Annotated in this window: 20 protein-coding genes; 5 read left to right on the top strand and 15 right to left on the bottom strand. The window is 63.2% G+C overall.

Going from position 1 to position 25,620, the window contains the following annotated elements; genetic code table 11:
• Positions 1 to 122: 122 nt before the first annotated feature.
• The 6 genes from G365_RS0113680 to G365_RS0113705 all read right to left on the bottom strand — a co-directional run bounded on the left by G365_RS0113680 (position 123) and on the right by G365_RS0113705 (position 8,707).
• Positions 123 to 1,169 carry an ABC transporter substrate-binding protein gene (locus tag G365_RS0113680; protein WP_019646094.1) on the bottom strand — a complete coding sequence of 349 codons (1,047 nt, stop codon included), beginning with the start codon at positions 1,167 to 1,169 and terminating at the stop codon, positions 123 to 125.
• The gene (gene speB / locus G365_RS0113685; RefSeq protein WP_019646095.1) at positions 1,169 to 2,284 is read right to left on the bottom strand and encodes an agmatinase; all 1,116 of its coding nucleotides are present in this window, start codon (positions 2,282 to 2,284) and stop codon (positions 1,169 to 1,171) included. The genes G365_RS0113680 and speB overlap by 1 nt, the downstream gene beginning before the upstream one ends.
• 107 nt (positions 2,285 to 2,391) lie before the next feature.
• Positions 2,392 to 3,306 carry a LysR family transcriptional regulator gene (locus tag G365_RS0113690; protein ID WP_019646096.1) on the bottom strand — a complete coding sequence of 305 codons (915 nt, stop codon included), beginning with the start codon at positions 3,304 to 3,306 and terminating at the stop codon, positions 2,392 to 2,394.
• A 62-nt stretch (positions 3,307 to 3,368) separates the two neighbouring features.
• Positions 3,369 to 3,881 carry a group III truncated hemoglobin gene (locus G365_RS24235; protein WP_211217692.1) on the bottom strand — a complete coding sequence of 171 codons (513 nt, stop codon included), beginning with the start codon at positions 3,879 to 3,881 and terminating at the stop codon, positions 3,369 to 3,371.
• A 129-nt stretch (positions 3,882 to 4,010) separates the two neighbouring features.
• Entirely contained in the window at positions 4,011 to 5,012 is a 1,002-nt protein-coding gene (locus tag G365_RS0113700) for an HD domain-containing phosphohydrolase (RefSeq protein ID WP_019646098.1), read from the bottom strand.
• A complete protein-coding gene (locus G365_RS0113705) occupies positions 5,012 to 8,707 on the bottom strand; it encodes a PAS domain S-box protein (protein WP_019646099.1) in 3,696 nt (1,231 codons plus the stop codon). Before G365_RS0113705 ends, G365_RS0113700 begins: the two co-directional genes overlap by 1 nt.
• A 326-nt stretch (positions 8,708 to 9,033) precedes the next feature.
• On the opposite strand from G365_RS0113705, the gene G365_RS0113715 reads away from it, so the two are divergent.
• Entirely contained in the window at positions 9,034 to 9,993 is a 960-nt protein-coding gene (locus G365_RS0113715) for a serine protease family protein (RefSeq protein ID WP_019646101.1), read from the top strand.
• A 186-nt stretch (positions 9,994 to 10,179) separates the two neighbouring features.
• On the top strand, positions 10,180 to 10,833 hold the full coding sequence (locus tag G365_RS0113720; protein ID WP_019646102.1) for an SPFH domain-containing protein: 654 nt from the start codon (positions 10,180 to 10,182) through the stop codon (positions 10,831 to 10,833).
• Between the two features lie 85 nt (positions 10,834 to 10,918).
• Here G365_RS0113720 and paaK read toward each other — a convergent pair whose 3' ends face one another.
• From paaK to G365_RS0113755, 7 genes are all read right to left on the bottom strand, one after another.
• Positions 10,919 to 12,238, bottom strand: a complete 1,320-nt coding sequence (gene paaK / locus G365_RS0113725; RefSeq protein WP_019646103.1) for a phenylacetate--CoA ligase PaaK — start codon at positions 12,236 to 12,238, stop codon at positions 10,919 to 10,921.
• Between the two features lie 184 nt (positions 12,239 to 12,422).
• The gene (gene pcaF / locus G365_RS0113730) at positions 12,423 to 13,628 is read right to left on the bottom strand and encodes a 3-oxoadipyl-CoA thiolase (RefSeq protein WP_019646104.1); all 1,206 of its coding nucleotides are present in this window, start codon (positions 13,626 to 13,628) and stop codon (positions 12,423 to 12,425) included.
• Between the two features lies 1 nt (position 13,629).
• Positions 13,630 to 14,100 carry a hydroxyphenylacetyl-CoA thioesterase PaaI gene (paaI, locus tag G365_RS0113735; protein ID WP_019646105.1) on the bottom strand — a complete coding sequence of 157 codons (471 nt, stop codon included), beginning with the start codon at positions 14,098 to 14,100 and terminating at the stop codon, positions 13,630 to 13,632.
• Positions 14,093 to 15,598 carry a 3-hydroxyacyl-CoA dehydrogenase PaaH gene (paaH, locus tag G365_RS0113740; protein WP_019646106.1) on the bottom strand — a complete coding sequence of 502 codons (1,506 nt, stop codon included), beginning with the start codon at positions 15,596 to 15,598 and terminating at the stop codon, positions 14,093 to 14,095. The genes paaI and paaH overlap by 8 nt, the downstream gene beginning before the upstream one ends.
• 4 nt (positions 15,599 to 15,602) lie before the next feature.
• Positions 15,603 to 16,394 carry a 2-(1,2-epoxy-1,2-dihydrophenyl)acetyl-CoA isomerase PaaG gene (gene paaG, locus G365_RS0113745; RefSeq protein WP_019646107.1) on the bottom strand — a complete coding sequence of 264 codons (792 nt, stop codon included), beginning with the start codon at positions 16,392 to 16,394 and terminating at the stop codon, positions 15,603 to 15,605.
• Positions 16,395 to 16,443: 49 nt separating this feature from the next.
• Complete coding sequence (locus G365_RS0113750; RefSeq protein WP_019646108.1) at positions 16,444 to 17,259, bottom strand: enoyl-CoA hydratase-related protein; 816 nt, start codon at positions 17,257 to 17,259, stop codon at positions 16,444 to 16,446.
• A 996-nt stretch (positions 17,260 to 18,255) separates the two neighbouring features.
• On the bottom strand, positions 18,256 to 19,035 hold the full coding sequence (locus G365_RS0113755; protein WP_019646109.1) for a Phenylacetic acid catabolic protein: 780 nt from the start codon (positions 19,033 to 19,035) through the stop codon (positions 18,256 to 18,258).
• A 340-nt stretch (positions 19,036 to 19,375) separates the two neighbouring features.
• Between G365_RS0113755 and G365_RS0113760 the strand changes: the two genes are divergently transcribed.
• The 3 genes from G365_RS0113760 to G365_RS23875 all read left to right on the top strand — a co-directional run bounded on the left by G365_RS0113760 (position 19,376) and on the right by G365_RS23875 (position 23,037).
• A complete protein-coding gene (locus G365_RS0113760; protein ID WP_019646110.1) occupies positions 19,376 to 19,831 on the top strand; it encodes a flavodoxin domain-containing protein in 456 nt (151 codons plus the stop codon).
• Positions 19,832 to 19,977: 146 nt separating this feature from the next.
• Positions 19,978 to 21,651 carry a phenylacetic acid degradation protein PaaN gene (gene paaN / locus G365_RS0113765; protein ID WP_019646111.1) on the top strand — a complete coding sequence of 558 codons (1,674 nt, stop codon included), beginning with the start codon at positions 19,978 to 19,980 and terminating at the stop codon, positions 21,649 to 21,651.
• Between the two features lie 342 nt (positions 21,652 to 21,993).
• Entirely contained in the window at positions 21,994 to 23,037 is a 1,044-nt protein-coding gene (locus G365_RS23875; protein ID WP_155976279.1) for a PIN domain-containing protein, read from the top strand.
• Between the two features lie 107 nt (positions 23,038 to 23,144).
• Here G365_RS23875 and G365_RS0113775 read toward each other — a convergent pair whose 3' ends face one another.
• The gene (locus G365_RS0113775; protein WP_019646113.1) at positions 23,145 to 23,501 is read right to left on the bottom strand and encodes a cupin domain-containing protein; all 357 of its coding nucleotides are present in this window, start codon (positions 23,499 to 23,501) and stop codon (positions 23,145 to 23,147) included.
• 234 nt (positions 23,502 to 23,735) lie between these two features.
• Positions 23,736 to 25,619 (bottom strand): SLC13 family permease, encoded by a 1,884-nt coding sequence (locus G365_RS0113780; RefSeq protein ID WP_155976280.1) that lies wholly within the window; start codon positions 25,617 to 25,619, stop codon positions 23,736 to 23,738.
• Between the last annotated feature and the right edge of the window lies 1 nt (position 25,620).

Genomic DNA, 25,620 nt, shown 5'->3' on the forward strand with positions numbered 1-25,620 from the left:
ATCTGGAAAGTGAATTCCAGATCTGGAATTCAGATCGTTCCGCCCCATGCGGCCATGCAAAAAGGCCCCGCCGGAGAGGCGGGGCCTTGAAAAAAGCAGGCAGGACAGAAGGGGATGGGGCGTTATTTTCTCGCCGCCCAGTTGTTGAACCGCTCTGTCAGGCGGTCGGTGTGTTCCAGCCAGAACTCGGTGTTATAAGGTAAGGCCATCGCCATGTTCTGCGGCGTGCTGGGCAGGTCGGCCAGCCGGGACGGATCAACCAGGGCCCCACCTTTGGCCGAGGTGATGCCGTAGCTGATATGGTTGGGCAGATTTTTCTGCACTTCCGGTTTGCCGACAAAGTTCAGGAAGGCATAGGCCTTGTCGAGATTGGGGCTGCCCTTCAGGATCGCCCAGCTATCCAGAACGAAGATTGCCTGATTCCACAACAGCTTAAAGTTCTTTCGGTCTTTTTGGTTGGCGGCGGTGATCCGGCCGTTATACGACGAGGTCATCACCACTTCGCCCGAGGCGAGAAGCTGCGGCGGCTGGGCTCCGGCTTTCCAGAACACCAGATCATTCTTGATGGTGTCGAGCTTGCGCAGGGCCCGGTTGACGCCGTCTTCGGTTGTCAGCAGGGTGTAGACGTCTTTCTGGGGGACGCCATCGGCCATCAGGGCGATTTCCAGATTGGTCTGTGGCCCCTGCCGCAGGGCCCGCTTGCCGGGGAATCTGGTGGTATCAAAAAAGTCAGCCCAGCTCTTCGGCCCGTCCTTCAGTCTGTCGGCGTCATAGGCCAGCACGTAGTCATAGACGATCAGGCCGACGCCACAGGGGCTGACCGCAAAGGGCAGATAGGCATCCTTGCCGCCGATCCGGCTGTAATCAAGCTGTTCGTACAGTCCTTCCTCGCAGCCGATCGCCAGTTCGGAGGAGTCCATCTGCACCACATCCCAGGTGCCGTTGCCCCCTTCGATCTTGGCGCGCAGTACCCCGACCCCGCCATCCCAGCTTTCTTCGGCCAGCGGAATGCCGGTGGCCTGCGAAAACGGCTTGAAGAAGGTCTCACGCATGGCGTCCTGACCGGATCCGCCGAACCCGACCACAGTCAGGTCGCGGGCCTGCGACGGCAGCGATGCACTGGCAACAGCCGCCAGCAGGGCAGCGGAAAACACAAGGGCAGTCTTCATCAAAGCACCTGTTGATCAGAAAGGGCGGGGGCGGAAGCAGCAGGGGCGGCAAAGCGCCCGGCGACCAGCGAGAACAGCTCGAACAGAATCTGGGCGGCGGCGTGGGCGGTGTTGGTGGTCGGGTCATACTGCGGGGCAACTTCGACCACATCGCCACCAATGACATTCAGCCCGTCCAGACCGCGCAGCAGCTCCAGCGCTTCCCGCGTGGTCAGGCCGCCGATTTCCGGGGTGCCGGTGCCGGGGGCAAAGGCGGGATCCAGACAGTCAACATCAAAGGTCACGTAAACCGGGCCGTCGCCGACCACCCGGCGCACGGTCTCCAGAATGGCGGCGGTGCCCAGTTTCGGCACGTCTTCACCGTGGATCACCGTCATCCCGGCATCGGTGGAGAACTCCCACAGATATTCCGCCGCACCGCGGATGCCGATCTGCACACTGCGCTGCGGGTCGATCAGGCCCTCCAGAACCGCATGCCGGAACGGCCCGCCGTGATGGAACTTGGCGCCCTCATAATCCCCGGCGGTGTCGCAATGGGCATCAAAATGCACCATCCCGACCGGGCGTGTGGCCCCGACGGCTTTCAGGATGGAATAGCTGATCGAATGATCGCCGCCGACAGCCAGCGGGATCACCCCGGCCCCGACCACCCGGTGAAAAAAGTCCTGAATATCTTCGTGCGATTTATCAAGCCTATAACGGCTGCGGAACGGAACATCGCCGATATCGGCGGCCTTACAGTGCAGGCCGGGCATGCGGCGCAGCACATGGTTATAGGGGCCGACCCGCTCCACCGCCCGCACGGCGCGGGGCCCGAAGCGGGCACCGGGGCGGTTGGTCACGCCCAGATCCATCGGTACCCCGATCACCGCCACATCCAGTCCGCTGAAATCGCCCCGGGCGGCAGCCTCGGCGGCGGAGGGCAGATCAAGGAAGGTGGGGATACCGGCATAGGGTTGCAGGCGGCGGTCCCCTTCCGGGAACTGGGCTTCGGCAATGGCCCGGAAGGCGGGGTCAAACACATCGCTGCCTTTGGCGTTGGCGTATTTCTGGCGCAGGGCTGCCAGTTTGGCCGGGGCAGGGCTGGCTGGGTCGGATTTGGCCGGGTCGGACACGGTGACCTCCTGATCTGAAGAGGGGCGGGATACCCTCAGCAGGCCACAGACCGGGGGCCGGGAAAAATCATGACCGTTCGATGTTCAGTTTGATCCGCTTCAAAGTATCAGGCTGACAGGTTGCCGTCCGGCAGGGGGACGGCGGCCAGATCTTCCAGAAAGGCGCGGGTGATGTCGTTGCGGCAGGCATCCTGCCGGGTAATCAGCGAGAAGGTGACATCATACCACAGGGTGCCGGGGTTCAGCGGGGCGATCAGCCCCTGCGCCTGATAGGCTGCGGCATAATGCTGTGGCAGATAGCCCAGATGGTGCCCGGACAGAATCAGCATCGCCCGGGCCTCCATATTATCGGCATAGGCGGTGATTTCGGGCGGCGGGGGGGTATTGTCTTCCGGCAGAAACCCGGTGCGCCACACCCATGGGTGGGCGTGGGCGGTTTCGGTGCTGATCTGTCCGGCCCCGGCGAACAGCGGGTGATCCCGGCCACAGCAGGCAACCTGCCGCTCCCGGAACAGCGGCTGGCTGTGCAGGGCCGGGGTCTGATGCCAGAAATAGCCGATGGCGGCATCCAGCTCGCCGGACAGCACCTGTTCTTCCAGAATGCGCGACGACCGGATCACCAGATGCAGCCGCACCGCTTCGTCCCGCTGACGGAACCGGGCAATCGCCCGGCTGAGGCGCAGGTTGTGGTCAAACGGCAGATGCCCGATGGTGCCGATGCGCAGGCTGCCGACCAGCGTGCGGTCCATGTTGCGGGCCTGCACGCCAAACTCATCAATGGCGGTCAGCAGGCTGCGGGCCAGACCGGTGAAGCGTTCGCCCTTGGCCGTCAGCCGGAAGCCGCTGCGGCCCCGCTCGCACAGCCGGAACCCCAGACGGCCCTCAAGGCTGGCAAGCTGGGTGCTGATGGTCGATGTGCTGACATTCAGGCTGTGCTGGGCCATTGCCAGCCCGCCGGCATCGACCACCGCCAGAAAAACCCGCAGATGCCGCAGATCCAGATCGCTGAGGTTGCCCAGCATGATGCCCTCCCCGGTTTATACCGGGGCAGAGCCTATCACAGACCTGCGGCCCCGCCGATGGATCAGGATCCGCAGCCGCCACCCCCGCCGCCGCATCCGCAGCCGCCGGTCGGGTGGCTATGCCCGTGGCTATGGGAATGAGCCGGGGCGGCGGGCCGGTCGGCATGCAGGGCGATGGCATAGCGGAACGACTGGGCCATGCGCTGGGCCCGTTCCATGAAGATCCCGGCGATTTCCGGGGTGAACAGGCTGTGGGTGGTGATGTGGAACAGCGCCAGCCACTGGCCGAAGTGTTCATCCTTCAGGTCGGGCATGTTGACATGTACCGGCAGCGGGCGGCCGTCGTAGCGTTTGACCCCCAGCATCATGGAACACCAGAAGTCCACCATCTTGTCCAGATGCGGGCCCCAGTCATCATGCAGGGCATTTTTAAACACCGGCCCAAGGGTTTCGTGGTCGCGGATATGACCGTAGAAGGTATGCACCAGCCGGGTGATATCGTCTTCGGTCAGCTCACGGGCCGGGTCTTTCGGCTGCCACGCGGCATAGGTGACGGGGGGAGTCTGATCGGTCATCACTGCGGGCTCCAGACTGCAGGGAAACATTGGCTGCTGTCATACTCCTGTTTTTCCGGCGCGGCCACCTTGATGGAGATCATTTTCCCCGTCGCCGGTTTACCGCCCGGGATCAGGTCCTGGCCCCGGTCAGGCGGCGGTTTCGGCGAAGCGCTCCTTCACCTCCAGCACCTCCGGCAGCCGGCTGATAAACAGATCCACCAGCTGCGGGTCAAAATGGCGGCCCTTCTCTTTTTCCAGCAGCGCGACCGCCTCTTCCGTCGGCCATGCCGCCTTATAGGGGCGGACCGAGGTCAGGGCATCGAACACATCGGCGATGGCGACAATCCGCGCCTCCACCGGAATATCCTCTCCGGCGATGCCGTGCGGATAGCCGGTGCCGTCGTATTTTTCATGGTGATGCAGGGCGATGGTGCGGGCCATCTGTAACAGCGGCGAGTCATGGTCGCCGATGATTTCCGCCCCCATCAGGGCGTGCTGTTTCATCACCGTCATTTCGCCGTCGTCCAGCCGCCCCGGTTTCAGCAGCACGCTGTCAGGGGTGCCGATTTTACCGATGTCATGCATCGGGGCGGCATGAAACAGCTCTTCCGCCCATGCCGGGCTGAACCCGGCGGCCAGCGCGATGATGCGGCAGTAATGGCTCATGCGGATCACGTGCAGGCCGGTTTCGTTGTCGCGGTATTCGGCGGCCCGGCCAAGGCACTGGATGATCTGCAGCCGGGTCTTCCGCAGTTCGTCCACCCGGACCAGTGACAGGTGGGTGCGCACCCGGGCAGAGACCACCGGCGGGCTGATCGGCTTGGTGATGTAGTCAACACCCCCGGCGGCAAACCCGGCGGACTCATCGCTGGCATCGGTCAGGGCGGTGACAAAAATCACCGGGATCCCCTGTGTCACCGGGTCAGCCTTCAGGCGCTGGCAGGTTTCCAGCCCGGTCAGGCCGGGCATCATCACATCCAGCAGAATCAGGTCGGGGCGTTCCGCCGCCGCCAGCTGCAGGGCCTTTTCGCCGTCGCGGGCAAACAGCAGGCGGTAATCAGCCTGCAACACCTGCCGCAGGATCTGCAGATTGGTCGGCTCGTCATCAACAATCAGAAGGCGGGGGCGTTGATCCTGTTGAGAGAGCATTATGCGTTATCCTTAGCGTAGCGGGTCAGCAGGGCGGCGATGACCTGCCGCGCGGCGTCAAAATCAAAGCTGTTGATGGCGTCGTCCAGCGGGGCGGCATCCTGTCGCGGCAGGGCTGCCACCGCCGTCGCCAGCAGGGTTTCATCCAGTTCCCCCCGTGCCAGCGCCTGATCCAGCTGACCGAGCAGGGACCGGGCCATGGCACTGTCGATCTGGGCGGGGGGTGCTGTCACCGACCCCGGTGTTACCGGCCCCGGTGGCAGGGGCAACAGCGCAGAGCCAAGGGTCTCGCTGACATGCAGCAGCTCATCGGCCAGCCGGTCGAGCAGGGCGGGCAGGGGGACGGTGTCGCCGTCTTTCACCGCTGTTTCGATCAGGCCGCTGACGGCGGAAACCCGTGACAGCGCCAGATTGGCCGCGGCCCCCTTCAGGCGGTGGATCTGCGCGCCCAGATCCTCCGGGGTGGCTGTCAGGGTCCGCAGATGCGGGACAGACTGGCCGTAATCGCTGAGAAACCGGCGCACGGCGGTGCGGTGACGGTCTTCGCTGCCCCACAGCCGCTGCCCCTGTACCCAGTCAATGACCGACCCGCGCACCGCGACCGGGGCCGGGGCAACGGGGCGGGCATCGCCGACCTCAATCTTCAGCAGGCGGGCCATTTCCAGCGTCAGGGCGTACAGATCGACCGGCTTGGTGGCAAAGCCATCCATCCCGGCGTCGCGGGCGGCCATCACGTCTTCTTCCAGCACGCTGGCGGTCAGGGCAATGACCGGGGTATGCGGGCGGCCGGTTGCCGCTTCCAGAGCGCGGATCTGGCGGCTGGCATCCAGCCCGTTAAGAACCGGCATCTGCACATCCATCAACACCAGATCAAAGGTTCCGGCGGTGAAGGCCTGTACGGCCTCGGCCCCGTTGGTGGCCGTGATCAGGGTGTGGCCCTGCCGGGTCAGCAGCAGTTGCAGCAGTTCCAGATTCTGCGGTACGTCGTCGGCAGCCAGCAGGGTCAGCGGCGGCAGGGCGACGGCGCTGTTTTCCTGCATCGGGTCGACCGCTTCACCCGGTGGCAGCGGCAGTTCGACATGGAAATGGCTGCCGACGCCCGGTTCGCTCTCGACCCAGATCCGCCCGTGCATCAGGTCCACCAGCTGGCGGGCGATGGTGGTGCCCAGCCCGGTCCCGCCAAAGCGGCGGGTCATCGAGGCATCGGCCTGCGCGAAGGGGTCGAAGATCCGGCTCAGGCGGTCGGCGGGGATACCGATGCCGGTATCGCTGACGGTCAGGCGGATCAGCCCGCCCGGACCCTGCCGGAAGCTGACCCGGACTTCACCCGTCTCGGTAAACTTGACGGCATTGCCGACCAGATTGAGCAGGATCTGCTGAATCCGCAGGGCGTCCCCCTTAAAGAATTCCGGCTGGTTATCGGCATACTCCAGCAGCAGCGGCAGGCCCTTGGTCTGGGCGTTGATCCGCAGCGAGGCCAGTACCTGCGTGCAGACATCGCGCAGCGAGAAATCCTTGATTTCCAGATCGACGGCACCGCGTTCCAGCTTGGCGGTATCGAGAATGTCATTCAGCAGCCCCAGCAGCGACCGGGCGGAATTGCGCACGGTGTTCAGGTGGCGGCGCTGGCTGTCGGTGACGCTGTCATCCAGCAGCACTTCCGTAAAGCCGATGATGGCGTTCATCGGGGTGCGGATTTCATGGCTCATGTTGGCCAGAAAGGTGCTTTTGACGGCGGCGGCCTGCTCGGCCCGGGCCTTGGCGTCACGCAGGTCCTGCTCCATCGCGTGGCGCTGGGTCAGATCGGTGGCGAACTTAATGATTTTGTACGGGTTGCCGTCAGGGTCGAAGATCGGGTTGTAGGTGGCATAAATCCAGATATCGCGGCCATCTCTGGCCAGCCGGTGGAACTCGCCGGCGGTATAGCGCCCCTGCCGCAGGGTATCCCACAGCTGACGGTACTGCGGAGAGGTCACCTCTGCCCGGTCACAGAACAGGGAGTGATGCTGCCCGGTCAGTTCGGCCAGATCATAGCCGGTCAGCCGCAGAAAGTTCTGGTTGGCATTCTGGATGATCCCCGACAGATCAAATTCGACCATCGCCAGAGACCGGCCGATGGCGTTGACGATCCCCTCAAATTCAGCATTGCGCCGCTTGGTGTCGGTGATGTCGATAATGATACCGTCGATCCATTCCACCGTCCCGGAATCGTCGCGGACCCCGCTGGCGCTTTCCGATACCCAGTGTTCGGTGCCGCTGCGGTCAATGATCCGGTATTCGATCATATAAGGCCGCCCGGTGCTCAGCGCCTCAGACACGGTGGCGCTGATCCGCTCGCGGTCGTCGGGGTGCAACAGCCGGTCGAAGGTCATGCTGTTGTTCAGAAAGTCCTGCTTCGGCCATCCGGTCAGGGCTTCCACCCTGTCACTGATGAACAGCATCGACCAGTCCGTGTCCGGGCGGCAGCGGAAGGCGACGCCGGGCAGATTGCCGATCAGCGAGCTGTACTGCCGCTCGCGGTTGCGCAGGGCCTCTTCCATGGCTTTGCGCTGGGTGATGTCGGTGATGAAGCCGACGAACACCGGCTCATCATCCAGTACGGCCTTGCCGATGGCCAGCCGCAGCGGAAAGGTGCTGCCATCCCGGCGCAGGCCGGTGACCTCGCGGCCGATGCCGATGATCTTTGCCTCTCCGGTGGTCATGTACTGGCGGAGGTAGCCGTCGTGCTGGCTGTGATGGGGCTCGGGCATCAGCATCATGATGTTCCGGCCGATCACTTCATCGGGGGTCCAGCCGAAAATCCTTTCTGCCCCGCCGTTAAAGGCGCTGATGATGCCCCGGCTGTTGATGATGATGATGCCGTCAACGGCGGTGTCGATGATGGTCCGCAGCCGGGCCTCGTTCTGCACCATCCGCTGGTACAGGCTGCGGTAACGCAGGCCGATGTTCAGCCCGCCGGTCAGCCCGGCGGCGAGGATGGCGGTTCCGGCGATCGAGAAGGCCAGATAGAAATTGGACTGGGGATCCGCACCGATGACGCCGCTGGCGGGAAACCGCGCTGCCGCCATACCGGTATAGTGCATGCCGCTGATGGCGCAGCCCAGCACCGTCCCGCTGAGCAGATTGACCTTGGTCTGGCCCAGCCGGGCCTGAAGGGTCAGCCCGAAGCGGACCCACAGGGCCAGCACCGACAGCGCCACCGCAACAAGGATGGACAGCAGAAACACCGGAAAATCAAACCGCAGGGTCATGGATGCTGTGATGGCGGCCATGCCGCTGTAGTGCATGGTGCCGATCCCGGCCCCGACCGAAACCCCGCTGATCACCAGCTGCGACAGGGTGATCCGGGTCCGGGCCAGCAGGGCCAGCGCCACCCACGACGCGAGAAAACTGGGCAGGACCGACAGCGCGGTGATCACCGGGTCATAGCTGGCGGTGCGGCACAGGCTGTTGGCCAGCATGCCGATAAAATGCATCGACCACACCCCGGCTCCGAGGACGAAGGCCCCGGACAGCAGAAAAATCTGCCGGTAGCGGGCCCGGGTTTCCGCCCGTGCCATACTGGCCATCTGCATGGCCATGATCCCGGCAATGACGGCGACAGCCACCGACAGGATCACCAGCAGCAGTGTGTACTCTCCGGCCAGAAAAAGCTGGGGGGAACTGTCGCTGACGAAAAAGGCGTCAAAGATCATCGGGTATCTTTTCGTGGCAGAGTGCAGCGGCACGGTGACTGACCGAGCACGTGAGTCGGATATTCTAGATAATGTGACGGGACAGTGATATTCAATCGATTTCACGGCGTATAGTGAATTTTACATCAATCGGATCGGTGTATGGCACTGCCTGTGCTGCGCTTGTTTGTCCCGGCACTGAAAAATATGTCTGATTTTATTCTTCCGCTTATTATTTTTCAGGGCATTGACGCGTTGACCCCGGCGCGGTTGCGGTCTGCCCTTGTCAGGGGGGACTTTTTGCGGCTTACCATCACCGGGTAACGCCGAGGCGGGAGGAAGACGCAATGGCACGATCGCGGACGGACCGGGGGCAGGGGGGGGCGCTGCGTTTTGCGGCTGCGCTGCTGTCGGGTGGGGTGCTGCTGGGGGGGCTTGCCGTGGCCCCGGCGCAGGCGGTGGTGATCCTCGACAGTCAGTGGAAAAAAGACGGCGGCCGTCCGGGGAAAGAGGCGGCTGGCTTTAAATCAGCGCTGGCACTTGCGGCACAGCCGCAGTTCCGGGGTGTTCTGGCACTGTCAGAGGATGGCGAAAGCTGGGGCGAAGCCTCCGGCACCTGGCTCGGCAATGCTGACGGCCATGCCTATATTCTGACGGCGGCCCACATCTACGACCTTCCGGCCAGCAAAGAGGCTTATGTGGTGCGGGCCCCCGATGGCCGTGTGCTGAAGCCCGACCGGATGTGGATCAACCCCGGCTGGAACGGGGATGTCAACGAACGCTGCGGCTATGATCTGGTGATTCTGCGGCTGGAGGCTGAGATCAGCGGTGCCGGGGATCCGCCGGTCCTGTACGCCGGCCGGAAGGAAGAGGGTCGCCTGATCACTTTTGTCGGTTACGGCAGCCGTGGCATCGGATCCGTCGGCGAGGATGACGCCTATTATCAGGGCAGTGACAAGGCGGCGGCGCAGGGGCTGGTTGAAGAGGTGACCCCGCTGGAAAAACCGATGCCGCCGGAAGGCGACGCCGGAAATTACCTTGGGGTCTGGCTGCCCCGCGAGGATGGCGGGGTGGAAAGCCCGTATGACGGCAGCACCCTGTTTCCGCCGAGCCCGCTGGCCGGTCTTCTCGGCTCCGGCGACAGTGGCGGATCGGCGTGGATGGAAGACGGCGGGCGCTGGGTGCTGGTCGGGGTCAATTCCAACGGATCCGGCAATGCCCAGTATGGTGATCAGTCATGGTTCACCCGGGTTTCCCTGCATCGCAAATGGATCCAGACCATTTTCCCGCAGGCCCGGTTTCAGTGAACCCGAGAAGAGTGTCATGGGGTATTGACGCCAGTCTCACAACCTGAGATGACTTTTGCGGGAAACTGTAACGGTTTTGTCTCGTCTGGGTGGTGTCGTCGGGCGTGTTTTCCTGCAGCGCGGCAGGTCTGACACAGTACGGCGGACCCCGGGAGCCGTTAAAGTCAGGCGAAAGGAGGACAGGGCGTGGGGGCTGTGGTTGGGTTTCTGGTCGGCTTGGTATGGCTGTGGGTAATCATCAGGATTGCGCTATGGGTCTGGCGTATGGTCGGCCCGGCGCTGATGGCGCGGTTCAGCCGGCGGGCGGTGACCGTGGAGGCAACCGATGCCGGTCTGCTGTATTGCGACGGCGTCTTCCAACGGGTTCTGTCGCCGGGATCATACCGCTTCTGGGGGGCCCGGAATGTCGTTCACTGCGTTGATATGCGCCCGTGGCAGTTCCATTCGGAGCAGGTTTTACAGACGCAGGATCATGGGCAGATTGTCATGATCGGTACGCTGATCGCCTCTGTTACTGACCCGCATCTTTTTTACGAAAGCCATCAGGCCCACCGGGATGCGATCCTGTCGTGGATGCGGTCACAGATCCGTGAGGTTTTCGCGATTCTGACCCTTCAGGACATCCGGAAGGGGGCATGGCCGATTGTCGAGAGTATTCAGGGCCGTCTGACCGACGGGCTGGCAGGCAGCGGCCTTGCCTTTGTCCGCTTTGATCTGGAGGAACTCCGTCTTCCCGTGCCGGACAGGCTGTTTATCGCGGACGATGACAGCGCTGATGCGGGCGAAGAGGGGCAGGCCGTCGATTTTGACCCCGATGATGTGCCGCCGGTGCGTCACTGACAGCCGGGGCCGGCGGAAACCCCGGAGTGTGAAAAGATAAACGCCGCCGGGCTGGGCCACGGCGGCGTTTCTGCTCCGGAAACTCTTACAGCTTCCGCTTGTCGATCACCCGGCGGGCCTTGCCGAGGGAACGTTCGATCGACCACGCCGGTTCCACCGTGACTTTGGTGGAAATGCCGATCAGCGACTTGATGTGGTGCTGCAGGTCGCGGGCGGCGGCAGCGGCGGCGCTGTCGTCGTTCAGGTCCTGCCGCAGCTCCACCCGTACGGCGACGGTATCCATGTGGCCGTCCTTGTCGACGACGATCTGATAGATCGGCGACAGGCGGTTATCCTTCAGGATCAGCTCTTCCACCTGCGACGGGAACAGGTTGACGCCGCGGATGATCAGCATGTCATCCGACCGGCCGGTGATCTTCTCGATCCGGCGCATGGAGCGGGCGGTGCCCGGCAGAATGCGGGTCAGGTCGCGGGTGCGGTAACGGATGACCGGGAAGGCTTCTTTGGTCAGGGTGGTGAACACCAGCTCGCCGAATTCACCGTCGGGCAGCACTTCGCCGGTCTCGGGGTTGATGATTTCCGGGTAGAAGTGATCTTCCCAGATGTGCAGGCCGTCCTTGGTTTCGATACACTCAATGCCGACACCCGGCCCGATCACTTCCGACAGGCCGTAAATGTCGATGGCATCAATGCCAAGGCGCTGCTCCATCTCGCGGCGCATGTCGTTGGTCCACGGTTCGGCCCCGAAGATGCCGATCCGCAGCGAGGTATCGCGCGGGTCAATGCCCTGACGTTCCATTTCATCAGCGATCACCAGCATGTAGCTGGGGGTGACCATGATGATTTCCGGCTGGAAGTCGGTGATGATCTGCACCTGCTTCTCGGTCTGCCCGCCGGACATCGGAATCACGGTACAGCCCAGCGCCTCTGCCCCGTAATGGGCACCGAGACCGCCGGTGAACAGGCCGTAGCCATAGGCGATATGCGCCTTCATGTTGCGGCGGCCACCGGCGGCGCGGATGGATCGGGCGACGACCCGCGCCCACATATTGATATCCTGCTGGGTATAGCCGACCACAACCGGCTTGCCGGTGGTGCCGGAAGAGGCATGCAGGCGCACCACTTCGGCCATCGGCACCGCGAACATGCCGAACGGGTAGGTGTCACGCAGGTCAGCCTTGGTGGTCATCGGGAACTTGCCAAGATCCTTCAGCTCCCGGAAATCGCCGGGATGGACACCGATGATGTCGCACTTGTTGCGGTAATGGGCGACGTTCTCATAGGTATGGGTCAGCGACCACTTCATCCGCCGGGTCTGCAGGGCGATGATCTCATCGCGGGAGGCGATTTCGATCGGGTCCAGCTCATGTTCCAGCGGGCGCTTGGTGAAGTCGATCTTGCTCATGATCTGCCTGTCTCTTTCTGGGCGTGGTCCCGTGGACGCACCGCTGCCGCCGGAACCGGGCAGCGGCCACGGTCCGGGGGACACCGGAAGACGGGATGTTTCCTCTTTGGGGTGGGGCGGGCGCAGGTTGGTCCCGCGCCCTTTATTTAAAAATGACTGAACCGGAAAAGCGGACGGGATGCGGTCACACCCGTTCAATGATCATCGCGATACCCTGCCCGACGCCGATGCACATGGTACACAGCGCATAGCGGGCCTTGCGGTTGATCAGCTCGTAGGTGGCGGTGGTGACCAGCCGGGCCCCGCTCATGCCCAGCGGATGACCCAGCGCAATCGCCCCGCCGTTGGGGTTGACGCGCGGATCATCATCGGCAACGCCGAGATCGCGCAGCACCGCCAGCCCCTGCGAGGCGAAGGCTTCGTTCAGCTCGATCACGTCGATCTGGTCCAGCGTCAGACCGGCTTTGGCCAGCACCTTGCGGGTGGCCGGGGCCGGGCCGATGCCCATGATACGCGGCGGCACCCCGGCGGTGGCCATGGCGACGATGCGGGCCTTCGGGGTCAGGCCCTGACGGCGGGCCATCTCTTCCGAGGCGACGATCAGGGCACAGGCCCCGTCATTGACGCCCGACGCATTCCCGGCAGTGACGCTTCCGCCCTTGCGGAACGGGGTGCCGAGCTTGGCCAGACCGTCAAGGGTGGTGTCGCCACGCGGATGTTCGTCGGTGTCGATCACCTTCGGGTCGCCCTTGCGCTGCGGGATCACCACCGGGCAGATTTCCTGCGCCAGACGGCCCGAGGCAATCGCCGCCACCGCTTTCTGCTGTGACCGCAGGGCGAACAGATCCTGATCCTCGCGGCTGATCTTGAAGTCTTCAGCGACGTTCTCAGCGGTTTCCGGCATGGAATCGGTGCCGAACTGCTCGTGCATCAGTTTGTTGACGAAGCGCCAGCCGATGGTGGTGTCAAACACCGCGTTGTCGCGGCTGAAGGCCCCGGTGGCCTTGGGCATCACGAACGGGGCGCGGGACATGCTTTCGACGCCACCGGCCAGCCACAGGTCGGTTTCGCCGGATTTGATGGCGCGGGCGGCGGTGGCCAGCGCATCCATCCCCGATCCGCACAGGCGGTTGATGGTGGTGCCCGGCACATCAATCGGCAGACCGGCCAGAAGCACCGCCATACGGGCGACGTCGCGGTTGTCTTCCCCGGCCTGATTGGCGCAGCCCAGCACCACGTCATCAACCGCGGCCCAGTCCACCGACGGGTTACGCTCCATCAGCGCCTTCAGCGGCACGGTGGCCAGATCGTCGGCACGCACGCCGGACAGGGCCCCGGCATAACGGCCGATCGGGGTGCGGATGGCATCACAGATAAAGGCTTCGGTCATTTCAGGCGTCCTTTTTGGCCGCATCGGGCAGGAAGGCGGGATCGTCGGTGACATGGCCCTGAATCCGGCGGGAATTGCCGCGGAAGTGGGCGATCACCGTTCCGTCCTGATTGGTCACCACCACATCGGTCACCCCGTTGCGGCCCTTCTGCCACACCTCCCGCCCTTCGGCGGTCAGGACGTCGCCCAGCTTTCCGGCGGCGGTGAAGGTGATGGAGCAGGAATGCGCCACGGTGCTGAAGTTGTGGGAGTTACAGACATGGGCAAAGCAGGTGTCGGCCAGCGTAAAGCACATGCCGCCGTGCAGGATGTCATGGCCGTTGACCATGTTTTGGGTCACGGTCATCCGCAGGCGGGCATACCCGGGGCCGACCGCCTCAATCTCCATGCCCAGTCCGTGCGCGGTATGGTCACGCTCATGCATGGCGGCGCTGGCCGCCTCGGCGATTTTCTGTTTCCGGCCGTCAGTCATAAAACCGCGTCCCCCCCATCACTTTGCGCCGCAGCAGCGCCGACGGGCGGTAGCGGTCTTCCTTGAAGGTCTCAAACAGGCTTTCCAGCGTGAACAGCAGGCCGTCGAGGCCGATCTCCTCAGCCCAGGCCAGCGGGCCACGCGGATAGTTGACGCCCTTGGTCATCGCCAGATCAACGTCGGCGGCGCTGGCCACCTGCTGCAACACCGCATCGGCGGCTTCATTCGCCAGCATGGCGACGGTGCGGGTGACGATCAGCCCGGCGACGTCGTCGATCACCGACACCGCCAGCCCAAGGGACTGGAAGAAGCCGGTGGCGGTGGCCACCGCCTGCGGGCTGGCCTGATCGGCGGCGGCAATGGCGACGCGTTTTGCGGTCAGCCAGTCCAGCGCCAGATCGTAGACCACCACCTCGGACTCATTCTCTTCAAAGGCCACTTCGGTGGCCATCCGTCCGTCGGAGGGTTGCAGCAGCACGCCATCCACCGTCAGGGTGCCTTCGCCGCCGTCACGGGTATAGGCAACGCCCCGGGCATCCAGCAGAGCGGTCAGGGCGACCACCCCATGCACCTGTACCGACTGCGGGGCCGGGCAAGGGGCGGCGGTGTGCGGCTGCGGCTGCTCCGCCCCGTCGGCATAGTCATAAAACCCGCGCCCGGTCTTGCGGCCCAGCCACCCGGCGTCCACCAGATCTTTCTGTATCAGCGACGGCAGGAAGCGTTCGTCTTTGAAATAGGCGTCAAAAACCGAATTGGTGACGGCATAATTGACGTCATGGCCGATCAGGTCCATCAGCTCGAACGGCCCCATCCGGAAGCCGCCGCAGTCGCGCATCACCGCGTCGATGGTGGCCGGGCTGGCCGCGCCATCCTGATACACCCGCTGCGCCTCGGCATAGAACGGCCGGGCGACGCGGTTGACGATGAAGCCGGGGGTGGATTTGGCATGCACCGGCTTTTTGCCCCACGCGGCGGCGGTGGCATAAATCGCCTGCGCAACCGCCGGATCGGTGGCAATGCCGGAGATCACCTCCACCAGCGCCATCAGCGGCGCGGGGTTGAAGAAGTGCATCCCCACCAGCCGCTCAGGGCGCTTCAGGCCCGCGCCGATGGCGGTGACAGACAGCGAGGAGGTGTTGGTGGCCAGAATGACCTCCGGCCCGCACAGGTCTTCCAGCTGGCTGAACACCGACTGCTTGACGTCAAGGCGTTCAACAATCGCCTCAATCACCAGCCCGGCCGGGGCCAGTGCCGCCAGACTGTCGGCCAGCGCAATCCGCCCGATCAGGGCATCATAGTCGGCCTGATCCATCTTGCCGGAGGCAACCCGCTTCGACAGGGTCTTGGCAACCCCGTCGCGGCCTCTGGCGGCGGCACCGTCCATGGCATCATACAGCAGCACGGAATGCCCGGCGGCAGCCGCCACCTGCGCGATGCCCGCGCCCATGGTACCCGCACCGATAACGGCGATAACAGTTGAGGTGGAAAGGGCTGTCATCGGCTTACTTCCCGGTAAAGGCGGGCTTGCGCTTATCGAGGAAGGCTTTGACCCCTTCCTGATAGTCGCTGGTGGTACCGGCGATGGTCTGCAGGTCGCGTTCCAGATCCAGCTGCTCGTCCATGGTGTTGGTCCAGGTGGCGTTCAGGGCGCGCTTGATCAGCGACAGGCCCTTGGTCGGCTGGGTGGCAAGGTGGGCGGCCATGGCGCGGGCCTCGGTCTGCAGGGCGTCATCGTCAACGCACTTCCAGATCATGCCCCAGTCGGCGGCCTGCTCGGCGCTGACCTTGTCGCCCAGCAGCATCAGGGCGGCGGCGCGGGCGTTGCCGACCAGACGCGGCAGGGTCCAGGTGCCGCCGGAATCCGGGACCAGCCCGATCTTGCAGAACGCCTGAATGAAGCTGGCGGAACGGGCGGCCAGCACGATATCGCAGGCAAAGGCCAGATTGGCCCCGGCCCCGGCAGCAACGCCGTTGACGGCGCAGATCACCGGCATCGGCAGGGCACGCAGTGACCGCACCAGCGGATTGTAGCGTTTTTCCAGAGATTCCCCGAGGTTGGGGGCCTGATCCCCCGAATTGACGGCACGGTCGCCGAGATCCTGCCCGGCGCAGAAGCCGCGCCCGGCGCCGGTCAGCAGCACCGCGCGCACGCTGTCATCGGCGTTGATCTTGCGGATGGCGTCGGCCAGTTCGGCATGCATCTGCACGGTAAAGCTGTTCAGCTTGTCCGGGCGGTTCAGGGTCAGGGTGGCGACGCCGTCGGCAATCTCGAACTGAATGGTCTCGTAAGTCATGAACGAAAATCCTGTGCGGAAGAAAGGGGCGGTGCGGGCAGCCGGGGCATCAGCGCCCGGTAAACACCGGCCTGCGTTTTTCAAGGAAGGCGGCAACCCCTTCCTGCTTGTCAGCGGTGGCGAACAGCTGGCAGAAGCTGCGCCGTTCGGCATGCAGGCCCTGTTCCAGCCCGGTTTCGAACGATTTCAGCACCGCTTCCTTGGCCATGCGCACCGCCAGCGGCGGCTTTCTGGCGATCAGGGCGGCGATCTCCAGCGCCCGGCTGACCGTCAGCTCCGGCTGGGTGACTTCAGACACCAGACCCTGCGCCAGCGCGGTACGGGCGTTGATGAAGGTGCCGGTCAGGTTCAGCAGCATGGCGTTGGATTTGCCGACGGCGCGCGTCAGGCGCTGGGTGCCCCCGGCCCCGGGAATGATGCCGAGGTTGACTTCCGGCTGGCCGAACTGCGCGGTTTCCCCGGCGATCAGAATATCGGCATGCATCGCCAGTTCGTTCCCCCCGCCAAGGGAAAAGCCGTTGATGGCGGCGATCAGCGGCTTGGGAAATTCGCGGATGGTCTTCCAGTGGCGCGGGCGCTCGTCGGTCAGGATCGAGGTGGCGGTATGCGCCGCCAGTTCCCCGATATCGGCCCCGGCGGCAAACACCGTCTCGCCGCCGGTCAGCACCACGGCGCGCACGGCGTCGTCATCAGCGGCCTGCGTCAGCACGGCGGCCAGCTCCCGCAGGGTCTGGCTGCGCAGGGCATTGCGCGCTTTCGGGCGGTTGAGGGTGATCAGCAGCACATGGGGCTGCGGCAGGCTGACAAGGATGTCTTCCCCGTCGGAATAGCCACATCGGGCTTCCTGCGTAACGTCTGGCATCATGTCCTCCCATCTCGTCCGCCCGGTGTGGACGGTTTTCCGTCCATCAGAGCGTACCGGACCCGCTTCTGGACAGAACCACGCTTTTGGTGATGGCACCGATAGGCGGATAGTCTGGCGGGTTTCTCGGGTAATTGTGATACAAAATCAGTGGCACTGACGAACTATTTTGTAAACCTTTTTTGATTGGTCAGAAACCACAAAGTTAAAAGGGTTCTAAGCGCCTCTCCCCACCCGCCGCCTGAGGAAGCAAAAAATAAAAGCGGAGCGGAGCGACGGGCGCGTTGAGCGCCCGTGCCCGGCGTGGGCACGTAAGCCAAGCGGGCGGATGCCCGCGCCCGGCGCCTGAGGGGCCAAACAAAAAAGCCCGGCTCTGCCGGGCTGACTGGGCCATTGAGGCCCCGCGCGACCATTCGCGCGTAAGCCAAGGGCGCGGACGCGCCCGCCCGGCGTGTGAGGGACAGAACAAAGGAAAGCCCGGCCCTGCCGGGCTGACTGGGCCATTGAGGCCCCGTGCCCGCGTGGGCACGTAAGCCAAGCGGGCGGACGCCCGCGCCCGGCGCCTGAGGGGCCAAACAAAAAAGCACGGCGCTGCCGGGCTGACTGGGCCATTGAGGCCCCGCGCGACCATTCGCGCGTGAGGCAAGGGCGCGGACGCGCCCGCCCGCCGCCTGAGGGACAGACAATGGAAGCCCGGCCCTGCCGGGCTGACTGGGCCATTGAGGCCCCGTGCCCGCGTGGGCACGTAAGCCAAGCGGGCGGACGCCCGCGCCCGGCGTGTGAGGGGCTAAACAAATGGAAGCCCGGCGCTGCCGGGCTGACTGGGCCATTGAGGCCCCGTGCCCGCGTGGGCACGTAAGCCAAGCGGGCGGACGCCCGCGCCCGGCGCCTGAGGGGCCAAACAAAAAAGCACGGCGTAGCCGGGCGGACGCCCGCGCCCGCCGCCTGAGGGACAGACAAAAAAGACAGGCCAGACGGTTCTGGCCTGCCCCTTTTTCCTTAAACCGATGGAATCGGCGGCAGCGACAGCCCCAGGTCTTTCAGCCGGACCGAGATGTCGGCCAGCCAGCGGTTCAGCAGCTCCGGCCCCGAGGCACGGCGCAGGCCGAAGCGGGCGTACTGGCCGGAATGCTGGGATTCCGAGCGGCCGAACGTGGCGGTGACACGGGGGAACCAGTAGTCCACCGCCAGCTGGGCCTTGGCCCCGCTGCGGGACCGGTCGATGGCCTGCTTCAGCCCTTCGTGGCCCCATTCGGCATGCTGCTTTTCCCGCGCCACCACCGGCTTCAGGGCATCGGCGAGCGGCTGGTAGGAACAGCCGGTCAGCTCCGCCAGCTGCACGGCAGAGGCGGTGCCCATCAGCAGGTTGAGGGTCAGGGCATCCAGCCAGCCTTCCAGCGGGTAATGGAAGACGTTCAGCCGCTTGTCAGAGCCGACGCGGCGGGTGCCAAGATCCAGCGCCCGGTCAAGGCGGCTGTACCAGCAGTGCGACCGCACATACAGGTCGGCGTTGACGTTAAACGGTTCCATCAGTGCCAGCACCTGATCGGCGTGCTGGTACTTCTCGCTGACGATCCGGGCAGCGATGCCGCGTTCCTTCAGGCCCGGCGCGCTGTTGATGAAGGGCACAAAGCCCGCCGCGCCCGCCAGTTCGGAATCGACGAACACCGCCATCAGGCGCATCAGTTCGCCCCGGTAGCCCGGCGACAGGTCATCGCCTGCGGCAAAGGTGCCGCCTGCGGCGATGTGGGTGATGATGTCGGTATCGGTCTTGGCCATGCTCACTGCCTCTCTGGGACGTCTTGGCCCGGCGGTGTCGCGCCGGGGGTCGGTGGGGGTGGGCCGCCTGACGGGGCCTCGTTGTTATGGTCTCTTCCCGGTATGGTAAAAACGTCCGGCGGGAAGAGATACAAAAATAGACACCTTTCTTTAAATTTGGTATCAGAAAAAACAACGGCAGGCGAGGGCGGGAAATTCAGGCCCCGATCAAAAGCCGGATGAGGACAGCGGCCCGCCAGAGGCCGCACTTCACGAACGGTTTCAGCTGAGCCTCCCAATTGAGTCTCAAATGACAGGCCCGGTAACAGCGGGCCGGAAAGACAGAGGGGTAAACGTCCTTATGAGCAACATTCTGATCCTTGTCGGCACCGAATCCGGCAACGCCCAGATGGTCGGCGATACCCTCATGGATGAGTTCACCGCCCTCGGTCACGGGGCGGAGGTCTCCACCGACGCGCAGACCGTCGCCGATCTGGGGCTGGACGGGCGCGACGTGGTGCTGATCGTCACCTCCACCCACGGGCTGGGGGAGCTGCCGGACAACATCATTCCGGTCCATGATGATCTGGCGGCAAACCGCCCTGATCTCTCCGGCCTGCGCTACGGCGTGATCGCGCTGGGCGACCAGACCTATTCCGATACCTTCTGCAAGGCCGGTAAGATCATGGATGGTCTGTTTGCCGCCTGTGGCGCGCAGCGCGTCGGCGAACGCCTTGAAATTGATGCCTGCACCCAGCCGCTGCCCGATGAAGAGGCGGTGATGTGGTCAAAGGAATGGCTGGCCCAGCTGGGCTGACGCCGCCTTCAACAGTTTTGAATCAATAAAGAATATACGGCAGTCTCAAAGCCCGCAGCCGGGCGCATCCGCCGCCTGAGCCAAGACAACCGGGAAACGTTCCTGAAAAGACATCCGGGGCCAGCCGCCCCGCAAAGGAGAAGCACATGAGCCGCCTGAGCGATCTGGTCGCCAAACATCAGGGCCTGCTGGATAAGGGCATTGAAGCCGCCGCCGCGCGCGGGTACTGGGCTGCCTATCCGGAAATGCCGTCCGGCAAGATTTATGGCGAAACCGCCAAGGACGATGGCGAAGCCGCTTTCAAAGCCGCGCTGAACCAGCCGTTCGCGCTGGACGTACCGGGTGCCTCCGGCACCGTCGGGGCGGAACAGAGCCCGTTCGGCTTTGATCTTGGCATCACGTACCCCAAGGCCGATGTTTCCGCCGTCATCGCCGCCGCGCAGGCCGCCCTGCCGGGCTGGCGCAAGGCCACCCCGCTGGAACGCGCCGCCGTCTGCGCCGAAATCCTCGAGCGGCTGAACAAAAAGTCTTACGAAATCGCCTTCGCCGTGATGCACACCACCGGGCAGGCCTTCATGATGGCCTTTCAGGCCGGTGGCCCCCACGCGCAGGACCGTGGCCTTGAAGCCGTGGTCTACGCCCTGAAAGCCCAGACCGACGTGCCGGGCGGCGAAGTGGTGTGGGACAAGCCGCAGGGCAAGAACCCGCCGCTGGTGATGAAAAAGCGCTTCCACGTCGCCCCGCGCGGGGTGTCGGTGATGATCGGCTGCTCCACCTTCCCGACCTGGAACGGTTATCCCGGCCTGTTCGCCAGCCTCGCCACCGGCAACCCGGTGATCGTTAAGCCGCATCCGGGTGCGGTGCTGCCGCTGGCGATCACCCTGAAAATCGCCCGCGAGGTGCTGGCCGAAGCCGGGTTTGATCCCAACCTGCTGATTCTGGCCGCCGACAGCGCCGATGCGCCGATCACCAAAGATCTGTGCCAGCGGCCGGAGGTGAAGATCATCGACTTCACCGGCTCCTCCGCCTTCGGCAACTGGCTGGAAGACAACTGCCGTCAGGCGGTGGTCTATACCGAAAAGGCCGGGGTCAACTTCGTCATCATCGAGTCCACCAACGACTTCAAGGGCATGATCCGCAACATGTCCTTCACCCTGTCGCTGTACACCGGGCAGATGTGCACCACCACCCAGAACATCTTCATCCCCAAGGGCGGCATCGACACCGAAGACGGCCATAAGTCCTTCGATGACGTGGCGCAGGCGCTGGCCACCGGCGTTGACAAGTTCCTCTCCGACCCGGCCCGCGCCGTGGAAGTGCTGGGCGCGGTGCAGAACCCCGCCACCGCCGCCCGCATCGCCGATGCCGCCAGACTGGGCGAGGTGGTGCTGGCGTCAAAGACCCTCGATCATCCGTACCTGCCGGGCGCCCGCGTGCATACCCCGACCATCATCAAGCTGTCGAAGGCCGACGAAGCCGCCTACACGCAGGAATGCTTCGGCCCGGTCAGCTTCGTGATCGCGGTGGATGACGCCGACGACGCCATCGCGCTGGCCCGCAAGACGGCGATGGAACACGGGGCGATCACCGCCGGTCTGTATTCCGCCAAGGATGAGGTGATCGAAAAGACCACCGAAGCCTGCCTTGATGCGCAGGTGGCCCTGTCGGTCAACCTGAACGGCGGCGTGTTCGTCAACCAGACCGCCGCCTTCTCCGACTTCCACGCCACCGGCGGCAACCCGTCGGCCAATGCCTCGCTGGCCGACTACGCCTTCGTCGCCAACCGCTTCCGCTTCGTCGGGGTGCGCGTTCCGGCATAATCCGGGGCCTGTCGGGAGACAAAGCCGGGCGCGGGGAGACGATCCCCGCGCCCGGTTTTTTTTGGGTGGGATTGGGAAGGGGGCTGCTGTTTTCAGAACGCAGGGCGCTGCCCTGCAACCCGCAAAGGGCCATTGGCCCTTTGATCCCTGTTTCGGTTTATTGCCATCTCTGTACACTTTGAACGCTCAAAGGCTGAAAGAACGCCCATCACTCTCCGCAATCAGAGGAAGCATGGTTGCCGAAGATGTCCAATTGTGCGGTTCTCTTTTTTCCTGTACAATTTTAAATCTATATATTTTCAAAGTTATCAATCGTGAAGAGTGTTTCGACGGGAGCTGTCAATGAGCGCAAAAAAGCCAATCCATCTTTTCATTGATACTAATATATTTCTTAGTTTTTATGCATACAGTAAAGATAATTTGGAGGAACTAAAAAAAATTGTTAGTCTCATAAAGACGAATCAAATTAAGCTTTATATTCCGCAACAAGTTATTCATGAGTATTACCGTAGACGCGAGGATAAGCTTGCCGCCTCTCTCAAAGAGTTCGAGGGAATATCGACATCAGGAATTCCTCGCTACATCGAAGAACTGGATGCTGCAAATTCATACAAAGAGGCTATAGAGAAAGCTAGAAAAGCTCGGAATGAACTCGCAAATTTTGTTAGGGATCAAGCCGAGAGGAATGAACTTGCAGCCGACAAGCTGATTCATGAAATATTCGATGCTGCTAAATACATAAAAACAAATGATGAAATATATAAAGCTGCACTAAAGAGGATGAATATTGGGAATCCACCCGGAAAAGCTAATAGCCTTGGTGATAGGGTTAACTGGGAAGCGCTATTAGCGAATACTGAAAAAGGGACGGAGCTTCACATTGTATCGAAAGATGGTGATTTTAAATCTCCGCTCAACCCAATAAGGCCGCATGTTTTTCTAATTTCTGAATGGAGAGAAAGGAAGGAGAGTGAAATTCGCCTTCACTCTGAATTAAAGCCATTTCTTAGCAGTGAATTTCCAGATATTAAATTTGCAGTTGATGTTGAGAAGAAGAATGCAATATCATATCTTGTTAATAGTGGAAGCTTTTCATCAACGCACGATGCCATTGCAAAGTTAACTCCATTCATCGATGCTATATCAAAGGATGAGTTAATAGAGATTGTTAATGCAGCTCTAGAGAACTCACAAATAAAGCGTATTTCTATGGACTCTGATGTGAGGAGATTTTATTATGAAATAATGAATGGTAAATCAGAGTTTATACCTCCAGATAAATCCGTTGCTGTTGAGGAGCTGTTCAATATTAAAGGGTACAATAAGGCGCTGGAGAATTTTTCTGACGACTTTGATATCGATATATTTTTTTCGCAAAAGCAGTAATTATCTGATGGTTCTGCCTCAGATGTAGGGCAGGCAGCCGTCGGTTTCGTGGTGCAGGAGGGGGTGTTTTACTCTCCCTCTTGCCCACATTTGGCTATGCCTGTGAATCACAACCGGGGCTTTTCCGACGGCGCGCGGTCGGAATCGCCGGAGTTGGGTTCGCCCTTTGGTTCGATCAGCAGGACTTTCACCTCTTTCTCCGCCCGGGGGCGGTGGACGACGCCCTTGGGGACGACGAACAGATCCCCGGCTTTGAGGGGCTGCGACGGTTCCCCTTCGATATCCATCACCATTTCGCCCTCAAGGACGAGGAAAAAGTCGTCGGTGGTGTCGTGCTTGTGGAAGGGGTATTCGCCGATGAACTTCACCACCATCACGTCGTTGTCGTTGTAGTCGGCAATCACGTGCGGGTCCCAGTGGGTGGTGATGTGGCCCAGCTTTTCGGCGAGAGAGATGCTGTTCATGATGGCGTGTCCTGTCTTCCCGGTGCGTGGGTGGTGCCCGGTGTGTGTGGCAGACAGAACAGCATGGTCCTCAATCGGCGGTCTTGTACGTTTGTGCAGAGTGGAAAAACCGGGATGCAAGGGCCAATGGCCCCAACCGGGCAAAGCCCGGCCAAACCGGGATGCAAGGGCCCAAGGCCCTTGCCGGGTGCGGGCAGCGCCCGCGTCTTCCCATTCTCCCCCCCCCTCCAACACTCAAAACGCCGGAAACAGCAGCGGCACCAGTGCGACGGTGACGGCCATGACGATCAGGGTGAAGGGCACGCCGATGCGGAGAAAGTCGCCGAAGGTGTAGTTGCCCGGCCCGACCACCAGTGTGTTGACCGGCGAGGACACCGGGGTCATGAACGCGGCGGAGGCCGCCAGCGCCACCGTCATAGCGAAGGGCAGGGGGGATGCGCCAAGGGTCTGGGCGACGGCCAGCGCCACCGGGGCCATCAGCACGGCGGTGGCGGTGTTAGAGATAAACAGCCCCAGCACGGCGGTCACGGCAAACAGGCAGGCCAGCACGGTATGCAGGCTGGCCCCGCCGGTAGTGGCAATCAGGAAGTCTGCCGCCAGTGTCACCCCGCCGGTACGCTGGAGGGCGATGGAGAACGGTAGCATGCCGACGATCAGGATCAGGCTTTGCCAGTGGATGGAGCGGTAGGCCGAGGACAGATCGACGCAGCGCAGCGCCCCCAGCAGCAGGCAGGCGATCAGCGCCGCCTGTACGTTGGGCACGGCCCCGCTGACCATCAGGCCGACCATCACCGCCAGCGCGGCAAGGGCCTGCGGGGCGCGTCCGGCGGCGGGCACGGCGTCGTCCACCTCGGCGGGCAGGGTCAGCACGATCAGGTCGCTGGGGTCGGCCTGAAGGCGGCGGATGGCTTTCCACGGGCCGATCAGCAGCAGGGTATCGCCGGTTTTCAGCGGGGTGTCGAGCAGGCGGCCGGAATGGGGGCTGTTGTTGCGGTGCAGGCCGATGACGGTCAGGTCGTAGTCGCTGCGCACCTTGCCGGTCAGCACGGTTTTACCGACCAGCCGCGAGGTCGGCGGCACCATCACCTCCACCATGCCGATTTCGTGGGTGCGGTCGGAGAAATAGGGCGCGGTCAGCGGCAGGCGGTCAAGACGGTACAGGTCTGCCACATGGTCCACATCCACCGTCGGCTGGCTGAGGTCGAGATAGATCACATCCCCGGCTTCCAGCACCGTATGGGCCAGCGGCCGCACGAAGCGGTCGCCAAGGCGCGGGGTGGCGCGTTCAATCAGCACGATATTGACGCCGGAGGCGGCCCGCAGGTTCAGGTCGCTCAGGCGCTGGCCGACCAGCGGTGACAGCGGGGCGACGCGCAGGCGGTATTCGCGCTCGTGCAGGCGGTATTTTTCCACCCAGTCGGCCAGACGCGGGCGGTGGCGCTTTGGCTTGGCCCCGCCGCGCACGGTCAGCCAGCGGCGGGCGACGGCCATGTAGGCCACGCCGAGCAGCAGCACCGGCACCCCGATCGGCGTGAAGTCAAAAAAACCGAAGCCGGGCAGGCCGTGGCGCTGCAATTCGGCATGCACCACCAGATTGGGCGGGGTGGCGACCAGTGTCATCATGCCGCTGATCAGGGCGGCCATTGACAGCGGCATCATCAGCCGCCCGGCGGCCAGCCCGGCGGCGCGGGTGATGCGCAGCACCACCGGAATGAAGATAGCGACCACGCCGGTGGAACTCATCACCGATCCAATTCCGGCGACGCTGACCATCAGCAGGCCGAGCAGGCGGTTTTCATTCCGCCCGGCTTTCATCACCAGCCAGTCGCCCATGCGCTGGGCCACCCCGGTGCGCACCAGCCCCTCACCGACCACGAACAGCGCGGCGATCAGGATCACGCTGGGGTCGCTGAACCCGGCAAGGGCTTCCTGCATGGTGATGACGCCAGACAGCGGCATCGCCACGATCAGCATCAGCGCCACCACATCCATGCGCGGGCGGTTGATGGCAAACAGCAGCACCGCCGCCGCCAGAAACAGCAGAACGGTCAGCAGATCGGGGGACATGGCAGGCTCTCGCAGACAGGGCAGACAAAGCCACCACGCTACCGGAGCCATC

It is taken from the genome of Novispirillum itersonii subsp. itersonii ATCC 12639 (assembly GCF_000381985.1).
In the GTDB taxonomy this organism is placed as follows: Bacteria; Pseudomonadota; Alphaproteobacteria; order Rhodospirillales; family Rhodospirillaceae; genus Novispirillum; species Novispirillum itersonii.